At 72.1% G+C, this 17,716-nt stretch carries 17 protein-coding genes; 13 read left to right on the forward strand and 4 right to left on the reverse strand.

What is annotated here, in order from left to right; all coding sequences use genetic code 11:
- Window positions 1-58 precede the first annotated feature (58 nt).
- Entirely contained in the window at window positions 59-1,921 is a 1,863-nt protein-coding gene (locus ACH5AC_RS07895; protein ID WP_398860810.1) for a serine/threonine-protein kinase, read from the forward strand.
- Window positions 1,922-2,064: 143 nt separating this feature from the next.
- Here ACH5AC_RS07895 and ACH5AC_RS07900 read toward each other — a convergent pair whose 3' ends face one another.
- On the reverse strand, window positions 2,065-2,817 hold the full coding sequence (locus ACH5AC_RS07900; RefSeq protein ID WP_398860811.1) for an SLATT domain-containing protein: 753 nt from the start codon (window positions 2,815-2,817) through the stop codon (window positions 2,065-2,067).
- Between the two features lie 278 nt (window positions 2,818-3,095).
- On the opposite strand from ACH5AC_RS07900, the gene ACH5AC_RS07905 reads away from it, so the two are divergent.
- The 5 genes from ACH5AC_RS07905 (at window position 3,096) to ACH5AC_RS07925 (ending at window position 6,488) form a co-directional block, all read left to right on the forward strand.
- Window positions 3,096-3,440 carry a YbaB/EbfC family nucleoid-associated protein gene (locus ACH5AC_RS07905; RefSeq protein ID WP_398860812.1) on the forward strand — a complete coding sequence of 115 codons (345 nt, stop codon included), beginning with the start codon at window positions 3,096-3,098 and terminating at the stop codon, window positions 3,438-3,440.
- A gap of 59 nt (window positions 3,441-3,499) precedes the next feature.
- A complete protein-coding gene (gene recR, locus ACH5AC_RS07910; RefSeq protein WP_131563726.1) occupies window positions 3,500-4,099 on the forward strand; it encodes a recombination mediator RecR in 600 nt (199 codons plus the stop codon).
- Window positions 4,092-4,748 carry a DUF5063 domain-containing protein gene (locus ACH5AC_RS07915; RefSeq protein ID WP_398860813.1) on the forward strand — a complete coding sequence of 219 codons (657 nt, stop codon included), beginning with the start codon at window positions 4,092-4,094 and terminating at the stop codon, window positions 4,746-4,748. The genes recR and ACH5AC_RS07915 overlap by 8 nt, the downstream gene beginning before the upstream one ends.
- Before the next feature lie 538 nt (window positions 4,749-5,286).
- Complete coding sequence (locus ACH5AC_RS07920) at window positions 5,287-5,865, forward strand: Uma2 family endonuclease (RefSeq protein ID WP_398860814.1); 579 nt, start codon at window positions 5,287-5,289, stop codon at window positions 5,863-5,865.
- Window positions 5,866-5,969: 104 nt separating this feature from the next.
- The gene (locus tag ACH5AC_RS07925; protein WP_398860815.1) at window positions 5,970-6,488 is read left to right on the forward strand and encodes an SgcJ/EcaC family oxidoreductase; all 519 of its coding nucleotides are present in this window, start codon (window positions 5,970-5,972) and stop codon (window positions 6,486-6,488) included.
- Here ACH5AC_RS07925 and ACH5AC_RS07930 read toward each other — a convergent pair.
- Together ACH5AC_RS07930 and ACH5AC_RS07935 are read right to left on the reverse strand one after the other, a co-directional pair.
- On the reverse strand, window positions 6,454-7,818 hold the full coding sequence (locus ACH5AC_RS07930; protein WP_398860816.1) for an ATP-binding protein: 1,365 nt from the start codon (window positions 7,816-7,818) through the stop codon (window positions 6,454-6,456). The genes ACH5AC_RS07925 and ACH5AC_RS07930 overlap by 35 nt on opposite strands.
- Window positions 7,815-8,510, reverse strand: coding sequence for a response regulator transcription factor (locus tag ACH5AC_RS07935; RefSeq protein ID WP_398860817.1), 696 nt, complete (start codon window positions 8,508-8,510; stop codon window positions 7,815-7,817). The genes ACH5AC_RS07930 and ACH5AC_RS07935 overlap by 4 nt, the downstream gene beginning before the upstream one ends.
- 180 nt (window positions 8,511-8,690) lie before the next feature.
- Between ACH5AC_RS07935 and ACH5AC_RS07940 the strand changes: the two genes are divergently transcribed.
- The 4 genes from ACH5AC_RS07940 to ACH5AC_RS07955 all read left to right on the forward strand — a co-directional run bounded on the left by ACH5AC_RS07940 (window position 8,691) and on the right by ACH5AC_RS07955 (window position 13,174).
- A complete protein-coding gene (locus ACH5AC_RS07940) occupies window positions 8,691-9,968 on the forward strand; it encodes an aspartate kinase (RefSeq protein WP_398860818.1) in 1,278 nt (425 codons plus the stop codon).
- The gene (locus tag ACH5AC_RS07945) at window positions 9,968-11,035 is read left to right on the forward strand and encodes an aspartate-semialdehyde dehydrogenase (protein ID WP_398860819.1); all 1,068 of its coding nucleotides are present in this window, start codon (window positions 9,968-9,970) and stop codon (window positions 11,033-11,035) included. The genes ACH5AC_RS07940 and ACH5AC_RS07945 overlap by 1 nt, the downstream gene beginning before the upstream one ends.
- Before the next feature lie 298 nt (window positions 11,036-11,333).
- Window positions 11,334-12,008: a SigE family RNA polymerase sigma factor gene (locus ACH5AC_RS07950; RefSeq protein WP_398860820.1), complete on the forward strand. Its 675-nt coding sequence runs from the start codon at window positions 11,334-11,336 to the stop codon at window positions 12,006-12,008.
- A complete protein-coding gene (locus ACH5AC_RS07955) occupies window positions 12,005-13,174 on the forward strand; it encodes a hypothetical protein (protein WP_398860821.1) in 1,170 nt (389 codons plus the stop codon). The genes ACH5AC_RS07950 and ACH5AC_RS07955 overlap by 4 nt, the downstream gene beginning before the upstream one ends.
- Here ACH5AC_RS07955 and ACH5AC_RS07960 read toward each other — a convergent pair.
- Window positions 13,144-13,950: an SURF1 family protein gene (locus tag ACH5AC_RS07960; protein ID WP_398860822.1), complete on the reverse strand. Its 807-nt coding sequence runs from the start codon at window positions 13,948-13,950 to the stop codon at window positions 13,144-13,146. The two genes, ACH5AC_RS07955 and ACH5AC_RS07960, sit on opposite strands and share 31 nt — an antisense overlap.
- A 127-nt stretch (window positions 13,951-14,077) precedes the next feature.
- Between ACH5AC_RS07960 and ACH5AC_RS07965 the strand changes: the two genes are divergently transcribed.
- From ACH5AC_RS07965 to ACH5AC_RS07975, 3 genes are all read left to right on the forward strand, one after another.
- Complete coding sequence (locus ACH5AC_RS07965; RefSeq protein WP_398860823.1) at window positions 14,078-15,895, forward strand: prolyl oligopeptidase family serine peptidase; 1,818 nt, start codon at window positions 14,078-14,080, stop codon at window positions 15,893-15,895.
- Between the two features lie 67 nt (window positions 15,896-15,962).
- A complete protein-coding gene (locus tag ACH5AC_RS07970; RefSeq protein WP_398860824.1) occupies window positions 15,963-16,958 on the forward strand; it encodes a permease in 996 nt (331 codons plus the stop codon).
- Window positions 16,955-17,701 carry a TIGR03943 family putative permease subunit gene (locus ACH5AC_RS07975; RefSeq protein WP_398860825.1) on the forward strand — a complete coding sequence of 249 codons (747 nt, stop codon included), beginning with the start codon at window positions 16,955-16,957 and terminating at the stop codon, window positions 17,699-17,701. Before ACH5AC_RS07970 ends, ACH5AC_RS07975 begins: the two co-directional genes overlap by 4 nt.
- Window positions 17,702-17,716: the final 15 nt, after the last annotated feature.

Here is a 17,716-nt window from a genome sequence, read left to right on the forward strand (position 1 = left end):
CCGAAGGGCCGGATTATTCTCGGCCCGATCACATGTGTGGGGAGAAGGTGGGGCTGCCATGGAGAAGCTGGCTCCCGGGGACCCGCAGCGGATGGGCGGCTACCGGCTGCTCGGCCGGCTGGGCGCCGGCGGGATGGGACAGGTCTACCTCGCCCGCTCCGACCGGGGGCGGACGGTCGCCGTCAAGCTGGTCCGGCCGGAACTGGCGGCCCGGGACGAGTTCCGGGCACGGTTCCGGCAGGAGGTGCGGGCCGCGCAGCGGGTCGGCGGGTACTGGACCGCGCCGGTCGTCGACGCCGACACCGAGGCCGCCGTGCCCTGGGTGGCCACCGGGTATGTCGCCGGGCCCAGCCTGCGGCAGGTCGTCGACCACGACCACGGGCCGCTGCCCGAGCGCTCGGTGCGCATACTCGCCGCCGGGCTCGCGCACGCGCTCACCAACATCCACGCGGCGGGCATCGTCCACCGCGACCTCAAGCCGTCCAACGTCATGGTCACCATAGAGGGCCCCCGGGTCATCGACTTCGGCGTCGCGGGGGCACTGGAGACGCTCCCCGGGACGAGGGCGGTGACCGGTTCCCCCGGCTCCGCCGGCTTCATGGCGCCCGAGCAGGTGCGCGGCGGGCGCGTCACCCCCGCCGGCGACGTCTTCTCCCTCGGCTCCGTCCTCGCCTACGCCGCCACCGGCACCCCTCCCTTCGGCTCGGCCTCCGCCGACGGCGGGGCACACGCGCTGATGTTCCGCATCGCCGAGGAGGAACCCGACCTCACGGGGCTCCCCGAGGGCATCGCCGACCTCGTGCGCGCCTGTCTGCGCAAGGACCCGGCCGCGCGTCCCTCACTGGCCTGGATCCTGGAGCACACCGGCGCCGAGGACACCGTCTTCGAGGGCCGCTCCCGCGACCCCTGGCTGCCCGGCGCCCTGGTCGCCCAGCTGGGCGGGCACGCGGTGCGGCCGCTGGACGTGGAGAACCCGGAGGGGGCCACGGAGCACGGGGGCCGGGACATGGGCGTGCGGCCCGACCCGGCGAGCCTGGCGGCGGCCCCCGCGTCCGGGCACCCGGGGCCGGGGTCGGGGTCGTGGCCCGGTGGTGTGCCTGCCGCCGGGCACCCGGGGCCGGGGACATGGCCCGCGGCCGCGCCCGCGCACCCGGCGTACGGGACGCCGCAGCAGCATCCCCAGTCCGCGTACGGCCACCCGCAGCAGCACGCCGGTCCCTGGCAGGTCGCGGGTGCGGCCGGCGTGCCGACTCCGGCCGCCCACAACCCGTACGCCCAGCCGCCGACCCCTCCGCACACACAGCCGCCCCCACCGTCCTACGGCTACGGCGGCACCCCCGACCCCGAGGGGCCGGAGCCGCCGCGCCGCAACGGGCGTACGACCGCGCTGCTCGTCGTGATCGCGCTGGTGGTCGCGGTGGCGGCCGGCGGCTCGGTGTACGCGTTCCTGAACGGCGGCGACGAGGAGCCGAGCGCGACCCCGACGCCGACCTCGGCGGCGCCGACCCCCACCTCGGCGGAGCCCTCCCCGACGGCCTCGGCGTCGTCCCCGTCGCCCTCCGCATCCCCCTCACCCACCGCCGACGGTGCGATCCCCGAGGCGTACCTCGGCACCTGGACGGCCGCCGTCGACAGCGCGACCGGTTCCGACAGCCGACGGCTCACCCTCGGGCAGGGCGAGGTGGGCGACACGGTGCTGACCCTGATCGCCGACGGAGCCGGCTACCACTGCGAGTTCGCCGCCGCGCTGACGCGGCGCCCCGCCGCCGACGGCCCCCTCCGGATCGGTCCCTCCACCGTCACCGCGGGCGCCCCGCCGTCCTGCACGCCGGGTGAGGCCACCGAGGTCACGCTGCTGCCGGACGGCCGCCTGCAACGCACGAACACGACCACGGGGGAGAAGCTGACGTACTCACGCTGAGGGTTCCCTCGCCGTCGTTCGCCTGCGGGACCGCCGTCGCCGGCCAGGCATGCTGGGCAGCCGCCGTAGCTGCGGGCAGTCGTGCCTCCCCCAGTGCCTTGAGGGCCCGGGACAGCGCCGAGCTGCGCGCCCCCCGGTCACAGTCACCTGGGCTCCGGCGGCCGCTGCCGCGGCATGTTCGGCCGGCTTCCGTTCGGCGGAGCCGAGAAGCGGCCGCCCGGTGCACCCGGCTCCTGCACCGTCCGTGCCCCGGACGTCACCGCCGTCTGGATCCCCAGGGGAGCCGACCCGGTCCGGAACTCGACCATCCAGTCGGCGGTCTCCGTCCGCACCAGCTCCGTCACGTCCTCGCAGAACCGCCGCAGCACGCCGAGACACCGCTCGGCCGCCTCACTCGCGGTCCCCTCGGCCGGCCCCAGCACCTCCCGCACACTCTCCGACGCCCAGTCGAACTGCAGCACCTGCAGCCGCCGCTGCACCGCCTGCGCCGTGGCGACGTCCCTTATCCACCCGGACGTCACCCCGAAGAACCGATCCACCCCGACACACGCGACCGCGAGCAGCAGCGCCAGATACCCCCAGGGCGTGGCCCCGCTCACCACCCCGGTCAGATCCAGCAGCGGAAGCGCCGCCCCGGTGACGGCCCCCGCCGCCGCCCCCACCCGCAGGGCCCGCGCCCCGCGCCGCTTCCACACGCGGTTGGCGAGATACCAGGCGGCCGTGTCCAGCGCCCCGCGCTCCACCCACCGGTACAGCTCGTCCAGTCGCTGTGCCGGCTCTCCCCAGTCGCCGAGCGGAAACGTCCGCCCGGTCAGATCGGCCGGCCGCAGCCCGGCCGGGCCCTCGCCCCGCCCGTCCTGAGGCGGACCCTCGGGCTGCATCTCCGGCTGACCCACCCGGCAACTCCCTAAATGACTCCGCGTACGCTGCGTGACACTTGATCCTGTGATCCTGATATGCCCGCCCCCTTCCTACCTCCCAATGGGTGGCTACGGGGACGCTTCGGTGACTTTTCCGCTCGGAAGGGTCCCTTGATCAGGTATAGGCCGCGCATCCGACTCACTCGAAAGAGTGCCGGGGCGAGCGTCACCCGGACCACGTAGGCTCGTGCCGAGCGGGAAAACCCGCTACGGACGCAAGGTACGCGTACGCAAGGGACGCAAGGGAGCTGATCGTGATCCCCGGTGGTGGCCAGCCCAATATGCAGCAGCTGCTCCAGCAGGCCCAGAAGATGCAGCAGGACCTGGCCAGGGCCCAGGAGGAGCTGGCGAACACGGAGGTCGACGGGCAGGCCGGCGGCGGCCTGGTGAAGGCCACCGTGACCGGCGCCGGTGAGCTGCGCGCCCTGAAGATCGACCCCAAGGCCGTGGACCCGGAGGACACCGAGACCCTCGCCGACCTGATCATCGCGGCCGTCCAGGCGGCCAACGAGAACGCGCAGACCCTCCAGCAGCAGAAGCTCGGCCCGCTGGCCCAGGGCCTGGGCGGCGGCAGCGGCATCCCCGGCCTGCCCTTCTAAGACGGGCCCCGGCCAACTACCGTACGTACAGAACGACACCCAGGAAGGACGGCAGTCCGTTGTACGAAGGCGTGGTCCAGGACCTCATCGACGAACTGGGGCGGCTGCCCGGCGTCGGTCCCAAGAGCGCGCAGCGGATCGCCTTCCACATCCTCCAGGCGGAACCGACGGACGTGCGGCGCCTGGCGCAGGCCCTGATGGAGGTCAAGGCGAAGGTCCGCTTCTGCGCCACCTGCGGCAATGTGGCGCAGGAGGAGCTGTGCGGCATCTGCCGGGACGCGCGCCGCGACCCTGCCGTCATCTGTGTCGTCGAGGAGCCGAAGGACGTCGTCGCGATCGAGCGGACCCGCGAGTTCCGGGGCCGTTACCACGTACTCGGCGGCGCCATCAGCCCGATCGAGGGCGTCGGTCCGGACGACCTCCGTATACGAGAGCTTCTCGCGCGGTTGGCCGACGGGACGGTCACGGAACTGATCCTGGCCACGGACCCGAACCTGGAGGGCGAGGCGACAGCCACCTACCTCGCCCGCATGATCAAGCCCATGGGCCTGAAGGTCACCCGCCTGGCCAGCGGCCTCCCGGTGGGTGGCGACCTGGAATACGCGGACGAGGTCACCCTCGGCCGCGCCTTCGAGGGGAGACGACTCCTAGATGTCTGACGCCACGCTGCACGCGACCGACCAGAACCCGGACGACTTCGCGGTCCAGATCGCGGACCAGGTCGAGAGCTTCCTCGTAGCGGTCACCGAGGTCGCGAAGGGCGACGAGCCGGGCTCGGCCGTCCCCTTCCTCCTCCTCGAAGTCTCCCAACTCCTCCTCGCCGGAGGCCGCCTGGGCGCCCACGAGGACATCGTCCCCGACGAGCGCTACGAGCCCGACCCGGGCCCGGAGCCGGACGTGGACGAACTCCGCGAGAACCTCGCCCGCCTCCTCGAACCGGTCGACATCTACTCGGAGGTCTTCGACCCCTACGAGCCCCGAAAGGCCCCCGTCCCGGCCCGCATCTCCGACGACCTGGCCGACGTCATCACCGACCTCCGCCACGGCATGGCCCACTACCGCGCCGGCCGCACCAGCGAGGCCCTGTGGTGGTGGCAGTTCTCCTACTTCTCCAACTGGGGCTCCACCGCCTCAGCCACCCTCCGCGCGCTCCACTCCGTCCTCGCCCACATCCGCCTCGACCAGCCCCTCGCCGAACTCGACGGCCTGGACACGGACCAGGGCATGGGCGACGACACGCTGGAGTTCGAGGCGGGTCAGGTCATGGAACAGGAGATCAGCACGCCTCTGGGCCTGCGACGTCAGTGACGGCGGCGTAGCCGAGGTGACCTGAATCGTGTCGAGGAACCGGCCGTCGATCCAGCCCGTGACGGTGGTGGGGTCCGGGGCGCGCTCGCCGCGCGCCAAGTCCCGTGCCGTCTCCGCCTGCAGAGCCACTGCCGAGGGACCTCCGGCCTGCTTCAGCAGCGCGGCCAGCATGTCTTCGTAGCGCCGCCCCTGCGTCATCTCCCACCCACCCCGCACTCGACCGGCTCAGGCCCCGAGTGGGCCGACTCGGCCGACTCGGGAATTGCCAAGCCACCGTCGTGACCTGCACATTGACCCAGGATCACGCATATTGGACCCGGTCCTCGTCCTGCCGTATGCAGCGTCCTCGCCCTCCTGATCGCCGCCCTCGCGGCCGTTCGCGGGCGAAGTCCGCCCACCACGTGTACGAGGTGGTGGACGTCGCCCGCCGCGCGGCCGAGGTGCGCGCCGCCGGCGGCCTGCGTCCCAGCGTGGAGCGCGCGCGATGAGCGTGCAGGACGCGCCGGTCGGGGCATCATGGTGTCGAGGAGGCGACGCCATGACCCCCAGGACCGGGCACCGGCCGCAGATGACCGTCGAGGAGTTCGAGGAACTGGAACGCCACGCCCCGGAGAACGTGCGGTTGGAGTTCATCAACGGGAGGGTCCAGGTCAAGCCCGTGACCGATGGCAACCACGACCAGATCATTGCCTGGTTGCAGCGGCTGTGCATGCAGCACCGTCCCGAGCTGTGGCTGTACGGGGACCGCGGCATGAGGGTCGAGAAGTATCGCAAGGGGCGAGCCCGCCCGGACGGTGTGCTCGCCCCGTTCGGATTCCCGACAGGCCACGGGGACTGGTCCGAAGCGGCGGGCGTACTCATGGCGGTGGAAGTCACGTCCCACGACTCGGACACCCACCACCGCGACCGAGTCGAGAAGCCCGACGGTTATGCCGCCGCGGGCATCCCCGTGTACCTCCTGATCGACCGGGACGAGTGCTCCGTCGTCGTCTTCAACCAGCCGCAGGACGGCCGGTACCGGCGTGAGGAGAAGCTGCCGTTCGGGGCCACGGTCACGCTTCCGGATCCGGTGAACATCACCCTGGAGACGGCTGCCCTCAAGGACCTGGCGTCCTGAGGATTGGGAGGTTCTTGGACGAGCGCTGTACGGCGCCTGGACGGGCGTTAACCGGTGTGACGGGAGTCTTGGGTCATCAAGCCCGCACACCGCAGGAGATGCGCATGACCCGTCGTTCCAGTCGTTCCATAGGCAAGCGCGCGGCCGTCGTCACCGTCGCGGCTGTCGTCGCCGTCGGTACCTTCACCGCGGGGGCGGCCGTCGCCGGACCCTCGTGGTACGGCGGGAAGAAGAAGGTGACGGAGCAGGAGATCGCCGCTCTGTTCGACGACTGGAACGCGGCGCTGGAGACCGGTGACCCGCAGAAGGTGGCCGACCTGTACGCGAGCGACGCGGTGCTGCTGCCGACCGTGTCGAACAGGGTCCGTACCGACCGGGCCGGCATCGTCGACTACTTCGAGCACTTCCTGGAGAACAAGCCGGTCGGGAAGAAGCTCGAGAGTCACATCAACGTTCTCGACGGCGACTCCGCCCTCGACGCCGGTGTCTACGAGTTCGCGCTCACCGACCACGAGACCGGTGCGAAGAGCGTGGTCAAGGCCCGCTACACCTATGAGTACGAGAAGCGGGGCGGGGAGTGGCGGATCGTCAACCACCACTCCTCGAAGATGCCCGAAGGCTGATCGAGACGCACAGGCCGCCTCCGGGCGCGTCCCCCAGCTTCACCGTGCCGCCGTCGTCCGTCACCAGTTGTTTGACGACGGCCAGGCCGAGGCCCGAGCCGGAGCGCCCGGTGAGGCCCTGGCCGCGCCAGAAGCGGTCGAAGGCGCGGGACTTCTCCGCGTCGGACATGCCCGGGCCCTTGTCGAGGATCGACAGCACGACCTCGCGGGGGCCGGACTCCACCCGGACGGTGATCGTCGCGCCGTCCGGTGAGACCTCCAGGGCGTTCGAGAGCACGTTGTCCAGCACCTGGTCCAGATGACCGGGGCTGGCCGACACGAGCGGCCGGTCGTCGGCACTCCCCCTGAGCGCGATGGTGACTCCGCGCTCGTCGGCGGCCGGCCTCCACACCGACAGGCGTTCGGCGATGATGTCCAGCAGGGGCAGGGGTTCCGCGACGGACACCTTCGCCTCCGCGCGGGCCAGTACCAGCAGGTCGTTGACCAGGCGGCTCATCCGGACCACCTCCGCCGTCGCCTGCTCCACGTCCTCGTGGACGAACTCGTCGTCGACGCCGTCGGCGATGTTGTCCAGGGACAGGCGCAACGCCGTCAGCGGAGTACGCAGCTGGTGCGACGCGTCCGCGACGAAGATCCGCTGGGCCGCGACCAGGGTCTCCAGGCGTTCCGCGCCCTGATTCAGGGTGCGGGCGAGCGTCTGGGTCTCCTGGGGGCCGGTGACGGGGGAGCGGGCGGTCAGGTCGCCGTCGCTGAACTTGCTCGCCATGTCGTTGAGCTGGCGCAGGGGCCGGGTCAGCCGGCGGGCGACGACGGCGCCGATCGCCGCGGCGACGCCGAGGACGGCGACCGCGAGGCCCGCCCGGAAGCCCCAGATCGTCCACAGGCGGCCGGTGAGGCCGTCGGTGGAGTAGACGATCCGGACCGCGCCCACCGGCTGTCCCTGCTGCCGCGCCGGGACGGTGATCACGAGTTCCTTGCCCCAGATGAAGTCCGAGCCCCAGTCGGTGGTGGGGGCGTTCTGCGAGACGGCCTTGGTCAGGGCCGCGTCCCGGCGCGGGCGGGGCAGTTCCGGCGCGCAGCGGTCGGTGGCCGTCACCTCGACCCGGTCCCTGGTCTCCTCGACGTAGGCGCGGGCCATCTCGGTCAGCGCCTGGCAGGACGCCTGGTCGCCGTTGCCCAGCAGCAGCGCCATCGTCGTCGCCTCGCGTCTGACCGACAGCTCGGTGTCGTCGCGCAGCTGGTCGGTGAGCGTGAAGGCGACCGGGACGGTGAACAGGCCGATCGCCACGGCCACCAGCAGGACGTAGCTGAGGATGAGCTGCCGGATCATGACGCGGGACTGCCCGCCGCGCCGCCCCCGACGATCTCCAGCCGGAAGCCGACCCCCCGCACCGCCTCGATGCTGATGACCCCCGCGAGCTTGCGCCGCAGCGCCGCCACGTGCACGTCCAGCGTCTTGGTCGGGCCGAACCAGTTGGCGTCCCAGACGGCCTCCATGATCTGCTCACGCGTCATCAGCGCGCCCGGCTCCTCGGTGAGGAAGGCCAGCAGGTCGTACTCCTTGGGTGCCAGGGCGATCTCCTGGCCGTCGACGTGCACCCGGGCCGCCTTGCGGTCGACGGTCAGACGGGCGCCGTACCGATCGAGCGTCGACGCTTCCGCCGTACGCGGCTGGACGCGCCGCATCACGGCCCGTATTCGGGCGATGACCTCACGCACCCCGAACGGCTTGGAGACGTAGTCGTCGGCGCCCAGCTCAAGCCCGACCACCCGGTCCGTCTCGTCGCTGCGGGCGCTGATCACGATGATCGGGACGTCACCGCGTGAGCGCAGCGCCTTGCAGACGTCGAGGCCGTCGGTGTCGGGCAGGCCGAGGTCGAGGAGTACGACGTCACAGGGGGCGGTGTGGGCCAGCGCGGCGGCGCCCGTCGTGACCCAGTCGACCTCGAAGCCGTAGCGCTTGAGGCCGCGCCGCAGTGACTGGGCTACCGGTTCGTCGTCTTCGACCAGGAGTACGCGCACATGCCAACACTAGAGCTTGAAAGTTAATGAACAGCCATCACTCGCGTGACTTTGGGCAGGGACACCGGCGGGTACATCCCCGAGCGTCGACCGCAGGTCTCACCATGCGGTATCCCAGAGGGGAATTTCGGACGCTCGTTAGACTGATCGGGCAATCGACAAACTGAGCGAGGAGCGCACGTGGGCCTTGTCGTGCAGAAGTACGGAGGCTCCTCCGTAGCCGATGCCGAGGGCATCAAGCGCGTCGCCAAGCGGATCGTGGAAGCGAAGAAGAACGGCCACCAGGTGGTCGTGGTCGTTTCCGCGATGGGCGACACGACGGACGAGCTGATCGATCTCGCCGAGCAGGTGTCTCCGATGCCTGCCGGGCGTGAGTTCGACATGCTGCTGACCGCCGGGGAGCGTATCTCCATGGCCCTGCTGGCCATGGCGATCAAAAACCTGGGCCACGAGGCCCAGTCCTTCACCGGCAGCCAGGCAGGCGTCATCACCGACTCGGTCCACAACAAAGCCCGGATCATCGACGTCACACCGGGCCGGATCCGTGAATCCATCGACCAGGGCAACATCGCCATCGTCGCCGGGTTCCAGGGCGTCAGCCAGGACAAGAAGGACATCACCACGCTGGGCCGGGGTGGGTCCGACACGACCGCCGTCGCGCTCGCGGCGGCGCTGGACGCCGAGGTCTGCGAGATCTACACCGACGTCGACGGCGTGTTCACCGCCGACCCGCGCGTGGTGAAGAAGGCGAAGAAGATCGACTGGATCTCCTTCGAGGACATGCTGGAGCTGGCCAGCTCCGGGTCGAAGGTGCTGCTCCACCGCTGTGTGGAGTACGCCCGTCGCTACAACATCCCGATCCACGTCCGGTCCAGCTTCAGCGGACTGCAGGGGACCTGGGTCAGCAGCGAGCCGATTACGCAAGGGGACAAGAAGGTGGAGCAGGCCATCATCTCCGGTGTCGCGCACGACACCTCCGAGGCCAAGATCACGGTCGTCGGCGTGCCGGACAAGCCGGGCGAGGCCGCCGCGATCTTCCGCACGATCTCGGACGCCGAGATCAACATCGACATGATCGTGCAGAACGTGTCCGCCGCCTCCACCGGTCTGACGGACATCTCCTTCACCCTGCCCAAGGCCGAGGGCCGCAAGGCCATAGACGCCCTGGAGAAGAACCGGGCCGGCATCGGCTTCGAGTCACTGCGCTACGACGACCAGATCGGCAAGATCTCGCTGGTCGGCGCGGGGATGAAGACCAACCCGGGCGTCACGGCCGACTTCTTCACGGCCCTGTCCGACGCCGGCGTGAACATCGAGCTGATCTCGACCTCCGAGATCCGTATCTCGGTGGTCACCCGCGCCGACGACGTCAACGAGGCCGTGCGCGCCGTGCACACCGCCTTCGGGCTGGACTCCGACAGCGACGAGGCCGTCGTCTACGGAGGCACCGGCCGCTGATGTCCGGGATCACCGGGCGGACCGCCAGGCCGACGCTCGCGGTGGTCGGAGCGACGGGGGCCGTCGGCCGGGTCATGCTCCAGATCCTGTCCCACCGTGCGGACATCTGGGGCGAGATCCGGCTGATCGCCTCCCCGCGCTCGGCCGGCCGCAAGCTGACCGTGCGCGGTGAGGAGGTCGAGGTGGTGGCCCTGTCGGAGGAGTCCTTCGACGGGGTCGACCTCGCGATGTTCGACGTCCCCGAGGAGGTCGCGGCCCAGTGGGCGCCGATCGCCGCCGCGCGCGGCGCGGTCGTCGTCGACAACTCGGGCGCCTTCCGGATGGACCCGGACGTGCCGCTCGTGGTGCCCGAGGTCAACCCGCACACGGCACGGATCAGGCCGCGCGGGATCATCGCCAACCCCCACTGCACCACCCTGTCGATGATCGTCGCCCTGGGCGCGCTGCACGCGCAGTTCTCGCTGCGTGAGCTGGTGGTGTCGTCGTACCAGGCGGTCAGCGGGGCGGGCCGGGCGGGCGTCGACACCCTGCGCCGGCAGCTGTCCCTGGTCGCCGGTACGGAGCTGGGGACCAGCCCGGGTGATGTGCGCCGGGCCGTCGGGGACGACACCGGGCCGTTCCCGGAGCCGGTCGCGCTGAACGTCGTACCGTGGGCCGGATCGGCGCGGGCGGACGGCTGGTCCTCGGAGGAGATGAAGGTGCGGGACGAGTCCCGCAAGATCCTCGGTCTGCCGCGGCTGCCGGTCGCCGTGACCTGTGTGCGGGTGCCGGTGATCACCGGGCACTCGCTCACCGTGCACGCCCGCTTCCAGGACGAGGTCACCGTCGACCGGGCCCGCGAGATCCTCGCCACCGCGCCCGGCGTGGTCCTCTTCGACAACCCGGAGGCCGGTGAGTTCCCCACGCCCGCGGACGTGGTCGGCACCGATCCGACCTGGGTGGGCCGGGTGCGCCGGGCCCTCGACGATCCGACGGCGCTGGAGCTCTTCGTCTGCGGGGACAACCTGCGCAAGGGCGCGGCGCTGAACACCGCGCAGATCGCGGAGCTGGTCGCGGCGGAGCGGTGATTCCTGGTCAGGACTTCGTCAGGACTTCGCCAGGGCTGATAAAACGTTTGTAAGATTCACGCACAGGTTTTCGACTCCCCGTCTCCCGCAACCGCGCGGGGGACGGGGAGCGTCTTTGCGGTGCGTAGGGGGCGCCGTGCCGGACGTGGGGACGTCCGGTCCTTCGGGTCATAGGGGAAGAAGCGGGGCGAATGAGGAGAAGAGGCGCGTCGGCGGTGGTGCTGCGCGGCAGCAGAACCCGCGACGGAAAAGCGCTGCCCGAGTACAACCCCAGCAGGGGTACGTGTGTCCAACTGGCGTGGCTGAGGTACTCGACTTCTCTGCGGCGACCCGAGGCACGGCTCTGCGGCCGGCCCGGCGGATCGTCCGACCCCGCGTGGCCGGGGCACCCGGTGGCATGCCGGTGATCGCGCCCATGCCCGCAGCGCGGCCCGCCCGCATTCCCAGTCCGCGTGACGGCGCCGCGGAGATCGTGGCGGCGGGTACCACCGTCGACCACCTCACCGAGACCTACCGCGCGCACTACCGCTCGCTGCTCGGACTCGCCGCCCTCCTGCTCGACGACACCGCCTCCTGCGAGGACGTCGTCCAGGAGGCGTTCATCCGCGTGCACTCCGCGCGCAAACGCGTCCGTGACCCCGAGAAGACCCTCGCCTATCTGCGGCAGACGGTCGTCAACCTCTCCCGGTCCGCGCTGCGCCGCCGCATCCTCGGCCTGAAGCTGCTGTCCAAGCCGATGCCGGACATGGCGAGCGCCGAGGAGGGCGCGTACGACCAGCTGGAGCGCGACTCCCTCATCAAGGCGATGAAGGGCCTGCAGCGCCGCCAGCGCGAGGTGCTCGTCCTGCGCTACTTCGCCGACATGACCGAGGCCCAGGTCGCCGAGACCCTCGGCATCTCGCTCGGCTCCGTCAAGGCGTACGGTTCGCGCGGTATCGCCGCCCTGCGCAAGACGATGGGGGCGGCGAAGTGAGCGGCAGGACCGGAGACGACGCACGGCGCCACGAGCCGCAGTACGAGCCGCCGTATGAGCAGGACCCGAAGTACTCGCACGCTGGGAACGGAACCGTGAACCACCACCTCGACGACCAGGGCCCCGACGGGCTCGACTCGGACGAGCTGGCGCTGCGCCGCATGCTGCACCACGCGGTGGGTGAGATGGAGCCGCGCGACGGCACCCTCGAACACCTCCGCAGGGCAGTCCCCGCCCGCCGGGCCCGTAAGCGCCAGGCCGTCGTCGGCATGGCGGCCGCCGCGATCTTCGTCGGCACCGCCGTGCCCGCCCTGGTGCACGTGTCGAACTCCGGCGGCTCCACCGCCAACCCGTCCATCGCCGGCCAGGCGTCCCAGACCCAGGGCGGCGCCGGCGACCCCACGGGATCCGACGGCGACGCCTCCGGCACCACCGGCGGCGCCGGACAGAGCGCCGACCAGGGCAAGAGCAGCGGCACCGGCACCGACGAGGGCAAGGACTCAGGCGCGGCCACCGGCTCCTCCAGCGGCGCCGACCCGGCCGCCACCTCCCCGGCGGACGTCCCCGCCTGCACGGTGCAGCAGCTCGGGTCCGCGTCCGCCGGCGTGGACGTGCCCGACGCGGCCGGCACGGTCTACGGCACCTTCCGGGTCCTCAACGTCTCCGCCGACAGCTGCGCCGTCAGCGGCAAGGTCGCGCTGACGCCCACCACGCAGGGCGCCGCGGACGCCGCGAAGATCACGGTGGCCGAGCATGTCTCCGGCGGCCCGGCGGCCAACCTGCCCGACCCGTCGCTGTACGTGGCCCGGCTGGTCCTGGCGCCCGGCTCGGCGTACGAGGTGAAGTTCGGCTGGGTGCCGTCGGAGAGCTGCCCCACCGACAGCGGCGGCGGCAGCGGCACCGGCGGTGGTGACACGGGCAGCGGTGACACGGGCGGCGGCTCCTCGCCCAGCCCCAGCCCGACCGGCCAGACCAACAGCGCCGACGGCTCCGCCTCCTCCGGCACGACCGGCACGTCACCCCAGCTGATCAGGGAGGACGGCACGGCCGACGGCAGCGTCACCGTGACGTACACGCCGGCCGAGGGCGGACCGACGGTGTCCGCCACCGTGTCGAACGCCTGCGCGGGGACGATCTACCGGACGGGCGTGCTGGCCTCGTCGTAGTCCGGGGTGCGCTCGGTGTCCTCCGTGATGCCGAGCGCCGCGTCCCTGAGGAACTCCACCTCGCGGCGGAACAGCCGGAACCACATGAACACCACGAAGCCCGCGAAGACGAACCACTCGCCGGTGTAGCCGAGGTTCTGGAACGCCTTCAGGTCCAGGCCGGTGCCGTTGGGCGCGGTCGCGGGGACCGCCGTCATCCCCGAGTCGGCGGTGGTCAGGGTGATCCACGCGTCGTAGAGGTCGTACGGCACCAGGTTGACCAGCGTGGCCGCGCTGATCGCCGCTGTCTGGCCGTCGGGCAGGCCGCCGCGGGCGCTCACGCCGTTCTCGCCGGGGTTCTCGGACGCCTGCAGGGCGCCGGTCACGGTCACCTCGCCGGTGGGCGGGGCGGGGGCCTCGGCCCGGTCGGCGGTGCCGGGGAGCCAGCCGCGGACGACGGGGACCGCCTTGCCGGTGTCGGTGTGCAGGAGGGTGAGGACGTAGAAGCCGGTCCTGCCGTCCAGCGTGCGGTCCGGGACGAGCAGCTGGTCGCCGTAGGTGCCGGTCGCGGTGACCTGCCTGCCGGACGTCGCCTTGTCCACGGGGAGGAGGTCGGCGAGAGGGCGGGCGGGCTCCCTGCGGTTCTCCGTGGCCTGTGTCTCGGCGGTGCGGTGGTCGTCGACGCGCGCCTCGAAGCGGCTCAGCTGCCAGGAGCCCATGTAGACGCAGAAGGGGATGGCGAGCAGGACGAAGACGTTGATGCCCCACCAGCGGGGGGTGAGGAGGAACCGGTACACGGGGTCAACGGTACGGGGCCCTCGGGGAGCCCCGTTCAGGTGGGGGCGGTTGTCCACAGGGGTCCAGTTGTCCACAGGCTGAGGGGCTCGGCAGCGGATTGTCCTCGGCAGCGGGCAGTATGGGGGCATGACTGAGAGCAACGGGGCGGGCGCGCCTGAGCGGGACGATCGGATGCCGGACTGGGAGAAGCGCTTTCGGGCGCCCCGGGTGTCGCTGCCGGACTGGGCCGAGGACGCGCCGGCCCACTCCCTGTTCGTGTCCAACGCGACGGGGACGTACGAGCTGTACGCGTGGGACCGCGCCACGGGTGAGCAGCGTCAGGTGACGAACCGGGCGAACGGCACGACGGACGGCGTGCTCTCCCCGGACGGCGCCTGGATCTGGTGGTTCGACGACAAGGACGGCGACGAGTTCGGCGTCTGGCGGCGTCAGCCCTTCACGGGCGGCGAGGACGAGCTGGCGGTGCCGGGCCTGGACCCGTCCTATCCGGCGGGGCTGGCCCTGGGGCGCGACGGCGGCACGGCCGTGGTCGGCCGGTCGACGGACGAGGACGGCACGACCATCCATCTGGCCCGGGCCGGTGAGGGACCCGTGGAGATCTACCGGCACCGGGAGTCGGCCGGCGTCGGCGACCTGTCGCACGACGGCTCGCTGCTGGTCATCGAACACACCGAGCACGGCGACGCGATGCACTCGGCGCTGCGCGTCCTGCGCCTCGACGGCACCACGGTCGCCGAGCTGGACGACACCGAGGGCGGCACCAAGGAGCTGGGCCTGGAGGTGCTCGGCTTCGCCCCGGTCGACGGGGACACCCGGCTGCTCATCGGACACCAGCGGCGCGGCCGCTGGGAGCCGCTGGTGTGGGACGTGGCGACCGGCGAGCAGACCGACCTGGCGCTGGACCTGCCCGGCGATGTGAGCGCCGAGTGGTACGCGGACGGCAGCGGGCTGCTGATCGCGCACAGCTTCGAGGCCCGCAGCGAGCTGTTCCGCTACGACCTGGCGAGCGGCGCGCTGGAGCGGGTCCCCACCCCGCCGGGCACGGTGTCCGGTGCGACGGCCCGGCCCGACGGCAGCGTGGAGTACCTGTGGTCGTCGGCCGCCGAGCCGTCGGCCGTGCGCTCGACGACGGGCGGCGTGGTGCTGGACCCGCCCGGCATGAGGTCGCCGGGGTCGGTGCCGGTGGAGGACGTGTGGGTGGACGGCCCGGGCGGCCGCATCCACGCCCTGCTGCAGCGGCCGGCCGGGGCCACGGGACCCCTCCCGACCGTGTTCGACATCCACGGCGGTCCCACCTGGCACGACAGCGACTCCTTCGCGGCGGGCCCGGCGGCCTGGGTGGACCACGGGTACGCGGTGATCCGGGTCAACTACCGCGGCTCCACCGGCTACGGCCGCGCCTGGACGGACGCGCTGAAGTACCGCGTGGGCCTGATCGAGCTGGAGGACATCGCGGCGGTGCGTGAGTGGGCCGTCTCCTCCGGGCTCGCCGACCCCGCCCGGCTGATCCTCACCGGCGGCTCCTGGGGCGGCTACCTCACCCTCCTCGGCCTCGGCACCCAGCCCGACGCGTGGACGCTCGGCATCGCCGCGGTGCCCGTCGCGGACTACGTCACCGCGTACCACGACGAGATGGAGGCGCTGAAGGCCATGGACCGCACGCTCCTCGGCGGCACCCCCGAGGAGGTCCCCGAGCGGTTCGAGGCGTCGTCCCCGCTGACGTACGTGGACCAGGTGAAGGCCCCGGTGTACATCTCGGCCGGGGTGAACGACCCGCGCTGCCCGATCCGCCAGATCGACAACTACGTGAAGCGCCTGGAGGCGCGCGGCGCGGTGCACGAGGTGTACCGGTACGACGCCGGGCACGGCTCGCTGGTGGTCGACGAGCGGATCAAGCAGGTCGGCCTGGAGCTGGACTTCGCGGCGCGGCACCTGGCCGGCTGAACGGACGCGCACTCGCCGTCGTAGTGGAGGGGAGGAGTACAGGCGGCGACCCGGAGGTGCCCGAACCGTGGCCATGACCAAGGCGGCCCCGCCGGAGGGGAGTCCGCCCGGCGGCGGGCGGGTCACCTCGCCGCTGACCCTGACGCTCCTCCTCCTCCTGCTGTTCCTCCTCCAGAGCCCGATCCGGCGGGCGCTGTCCGCTCCGGTGATGCAGAGCTGGACGACGGTGTTCGTGGCGGTGGTGGTGCAGGCGCTGCCGTTCCTGGTGCTGGGCGTGCTGCTGTCGGCGGCGATCGCGGTGTACGTGCCGCCGTCGTTCTTCGCGCGCGCCCTGCCGGCCCGGCCCGCGCTGGCGGTGCCGGTGGCCGGGGCGGCGGGGGCGGTGCTGCCGGGCTGCGAGTGCGCGTCGGTGCCGGTGGCGGGGGCGCTGGTGCGGCGCGGGGTGACCCCGGCGGCGGCCCTGGCCTTCCTGCTGTCGGCGCCGGCGATCAACCCGGTGGTGCTGACGGCGACGGCGGTGGCCTTCCCGCGCGACCCGGAGATGGTCGTGGCCCGGCTCGCGGCCGGCCTGTTGACGGCGTGCGCGATGGGCTGGCTGTGGCACCGCACCGGCCGCGCCGACCTGCTGCGCCCGCGCGGGCACCGGGCGCGTGAGGGCCGCACGAAGGGCGAGGCGTTCTGGGACTCGGTGCGGCACGACGTGATGCACGCGGGCGGCTTCCTGGTGGTGGGCGCGATGGCGGCGGCCACGCTGAAGGCGGCGGCCCCGGACAGCTGGCTGCGCGCGGCGGCGGACCATCCCGTGCTGTCGGTCCTGGCGCTGGCGGCGCTCGCCGTCGTCCTGTCGATCTGCTCGGAGGCGGACGCGTTCGTGGCCGCCTCCCTGACCCAGTTCTCCCTGACGGCGCGGCTGACCTTCCTGGTGGTGGGGCCAGTGGTCGACCTGAAGCTGTTCGCGATGCAGACGGGGACCTTCGGCCGGGCCTTCGCGGTGCGTTTCGCGCCGCTGACGTTCGTCCTGGCGGTCGTGGTGTCGGTGGGCGTCGGGGCGGTGCTGCTGTGAACCGGCAGTCCCAGACGGCGGTCCTGTTCCTGCTCGGTGCGTCCCTGCTGCACGCCGGGACCACGGACCTGTATCTGCGGTACGTGAAGACGGGGCTGCGGCCGCTGGTGCTGGTGGCGGGGGCGGTGCTGGTGGCGGCGGCGGTGGCGTCGCTGTGGTACGGGAGGAAGGCGGGGGAGGAGCAGGCAGCGCACGGGCAGGGGCACGGCCATGGGCATGGGCATGGCCACCGGCACGGTGAACCCCGGGTCTCCTGGCTGCTGGTCCTGCCCGTCCTCGCGCTGGTCCTGGTGGCGCCGCCGGCCCTGGGCTCGTACAGCGCGACCCGCACCGGGACGGCGCTCCAGGAGCCGATCGCCTACCCGGCGCTGCCCGCCGCCGACCCGCTGCGGCTGAGCGTGATGGACTACGCGGGCCGGGCGATCTACGACGAGGGCCGCACCCTGACCGGCCGCCGCATCGAGATCACCGGCTTCGTCGCCCTGGACGACGCGGGCGCCCCCTACCTGGTGCGGATGGCCCTCAGCTGCTGCGCCGCCGACGCCCAGCCGATCAAGGTCGCGCTGACCGGCGCGGTCCCGCCGGTGCTCCAGCCGGACACCTGGCTGCGGGTCACCGGCACCTACACGCCCCGCAGGACCACCGACCCGGTGAACGACGGCCCGATCCCGTACTTCGAGGTGACGGCGGCGACACCGGTGCCGGTGCCGCACGATCCGTACGACGAGAGCTGGAACGGCTAGCCGCTGCCCGGGCTC

The organism is Streptomyces sp. NPDC018693 (genome assembly GCF_044391385.1).
In the GTDB taxonomy this organism is placed as follows: Bacteria; Actinomycetota; Actinomycetes; order Streptomycetales; family Streptomycetaceae; genus Streptomyces.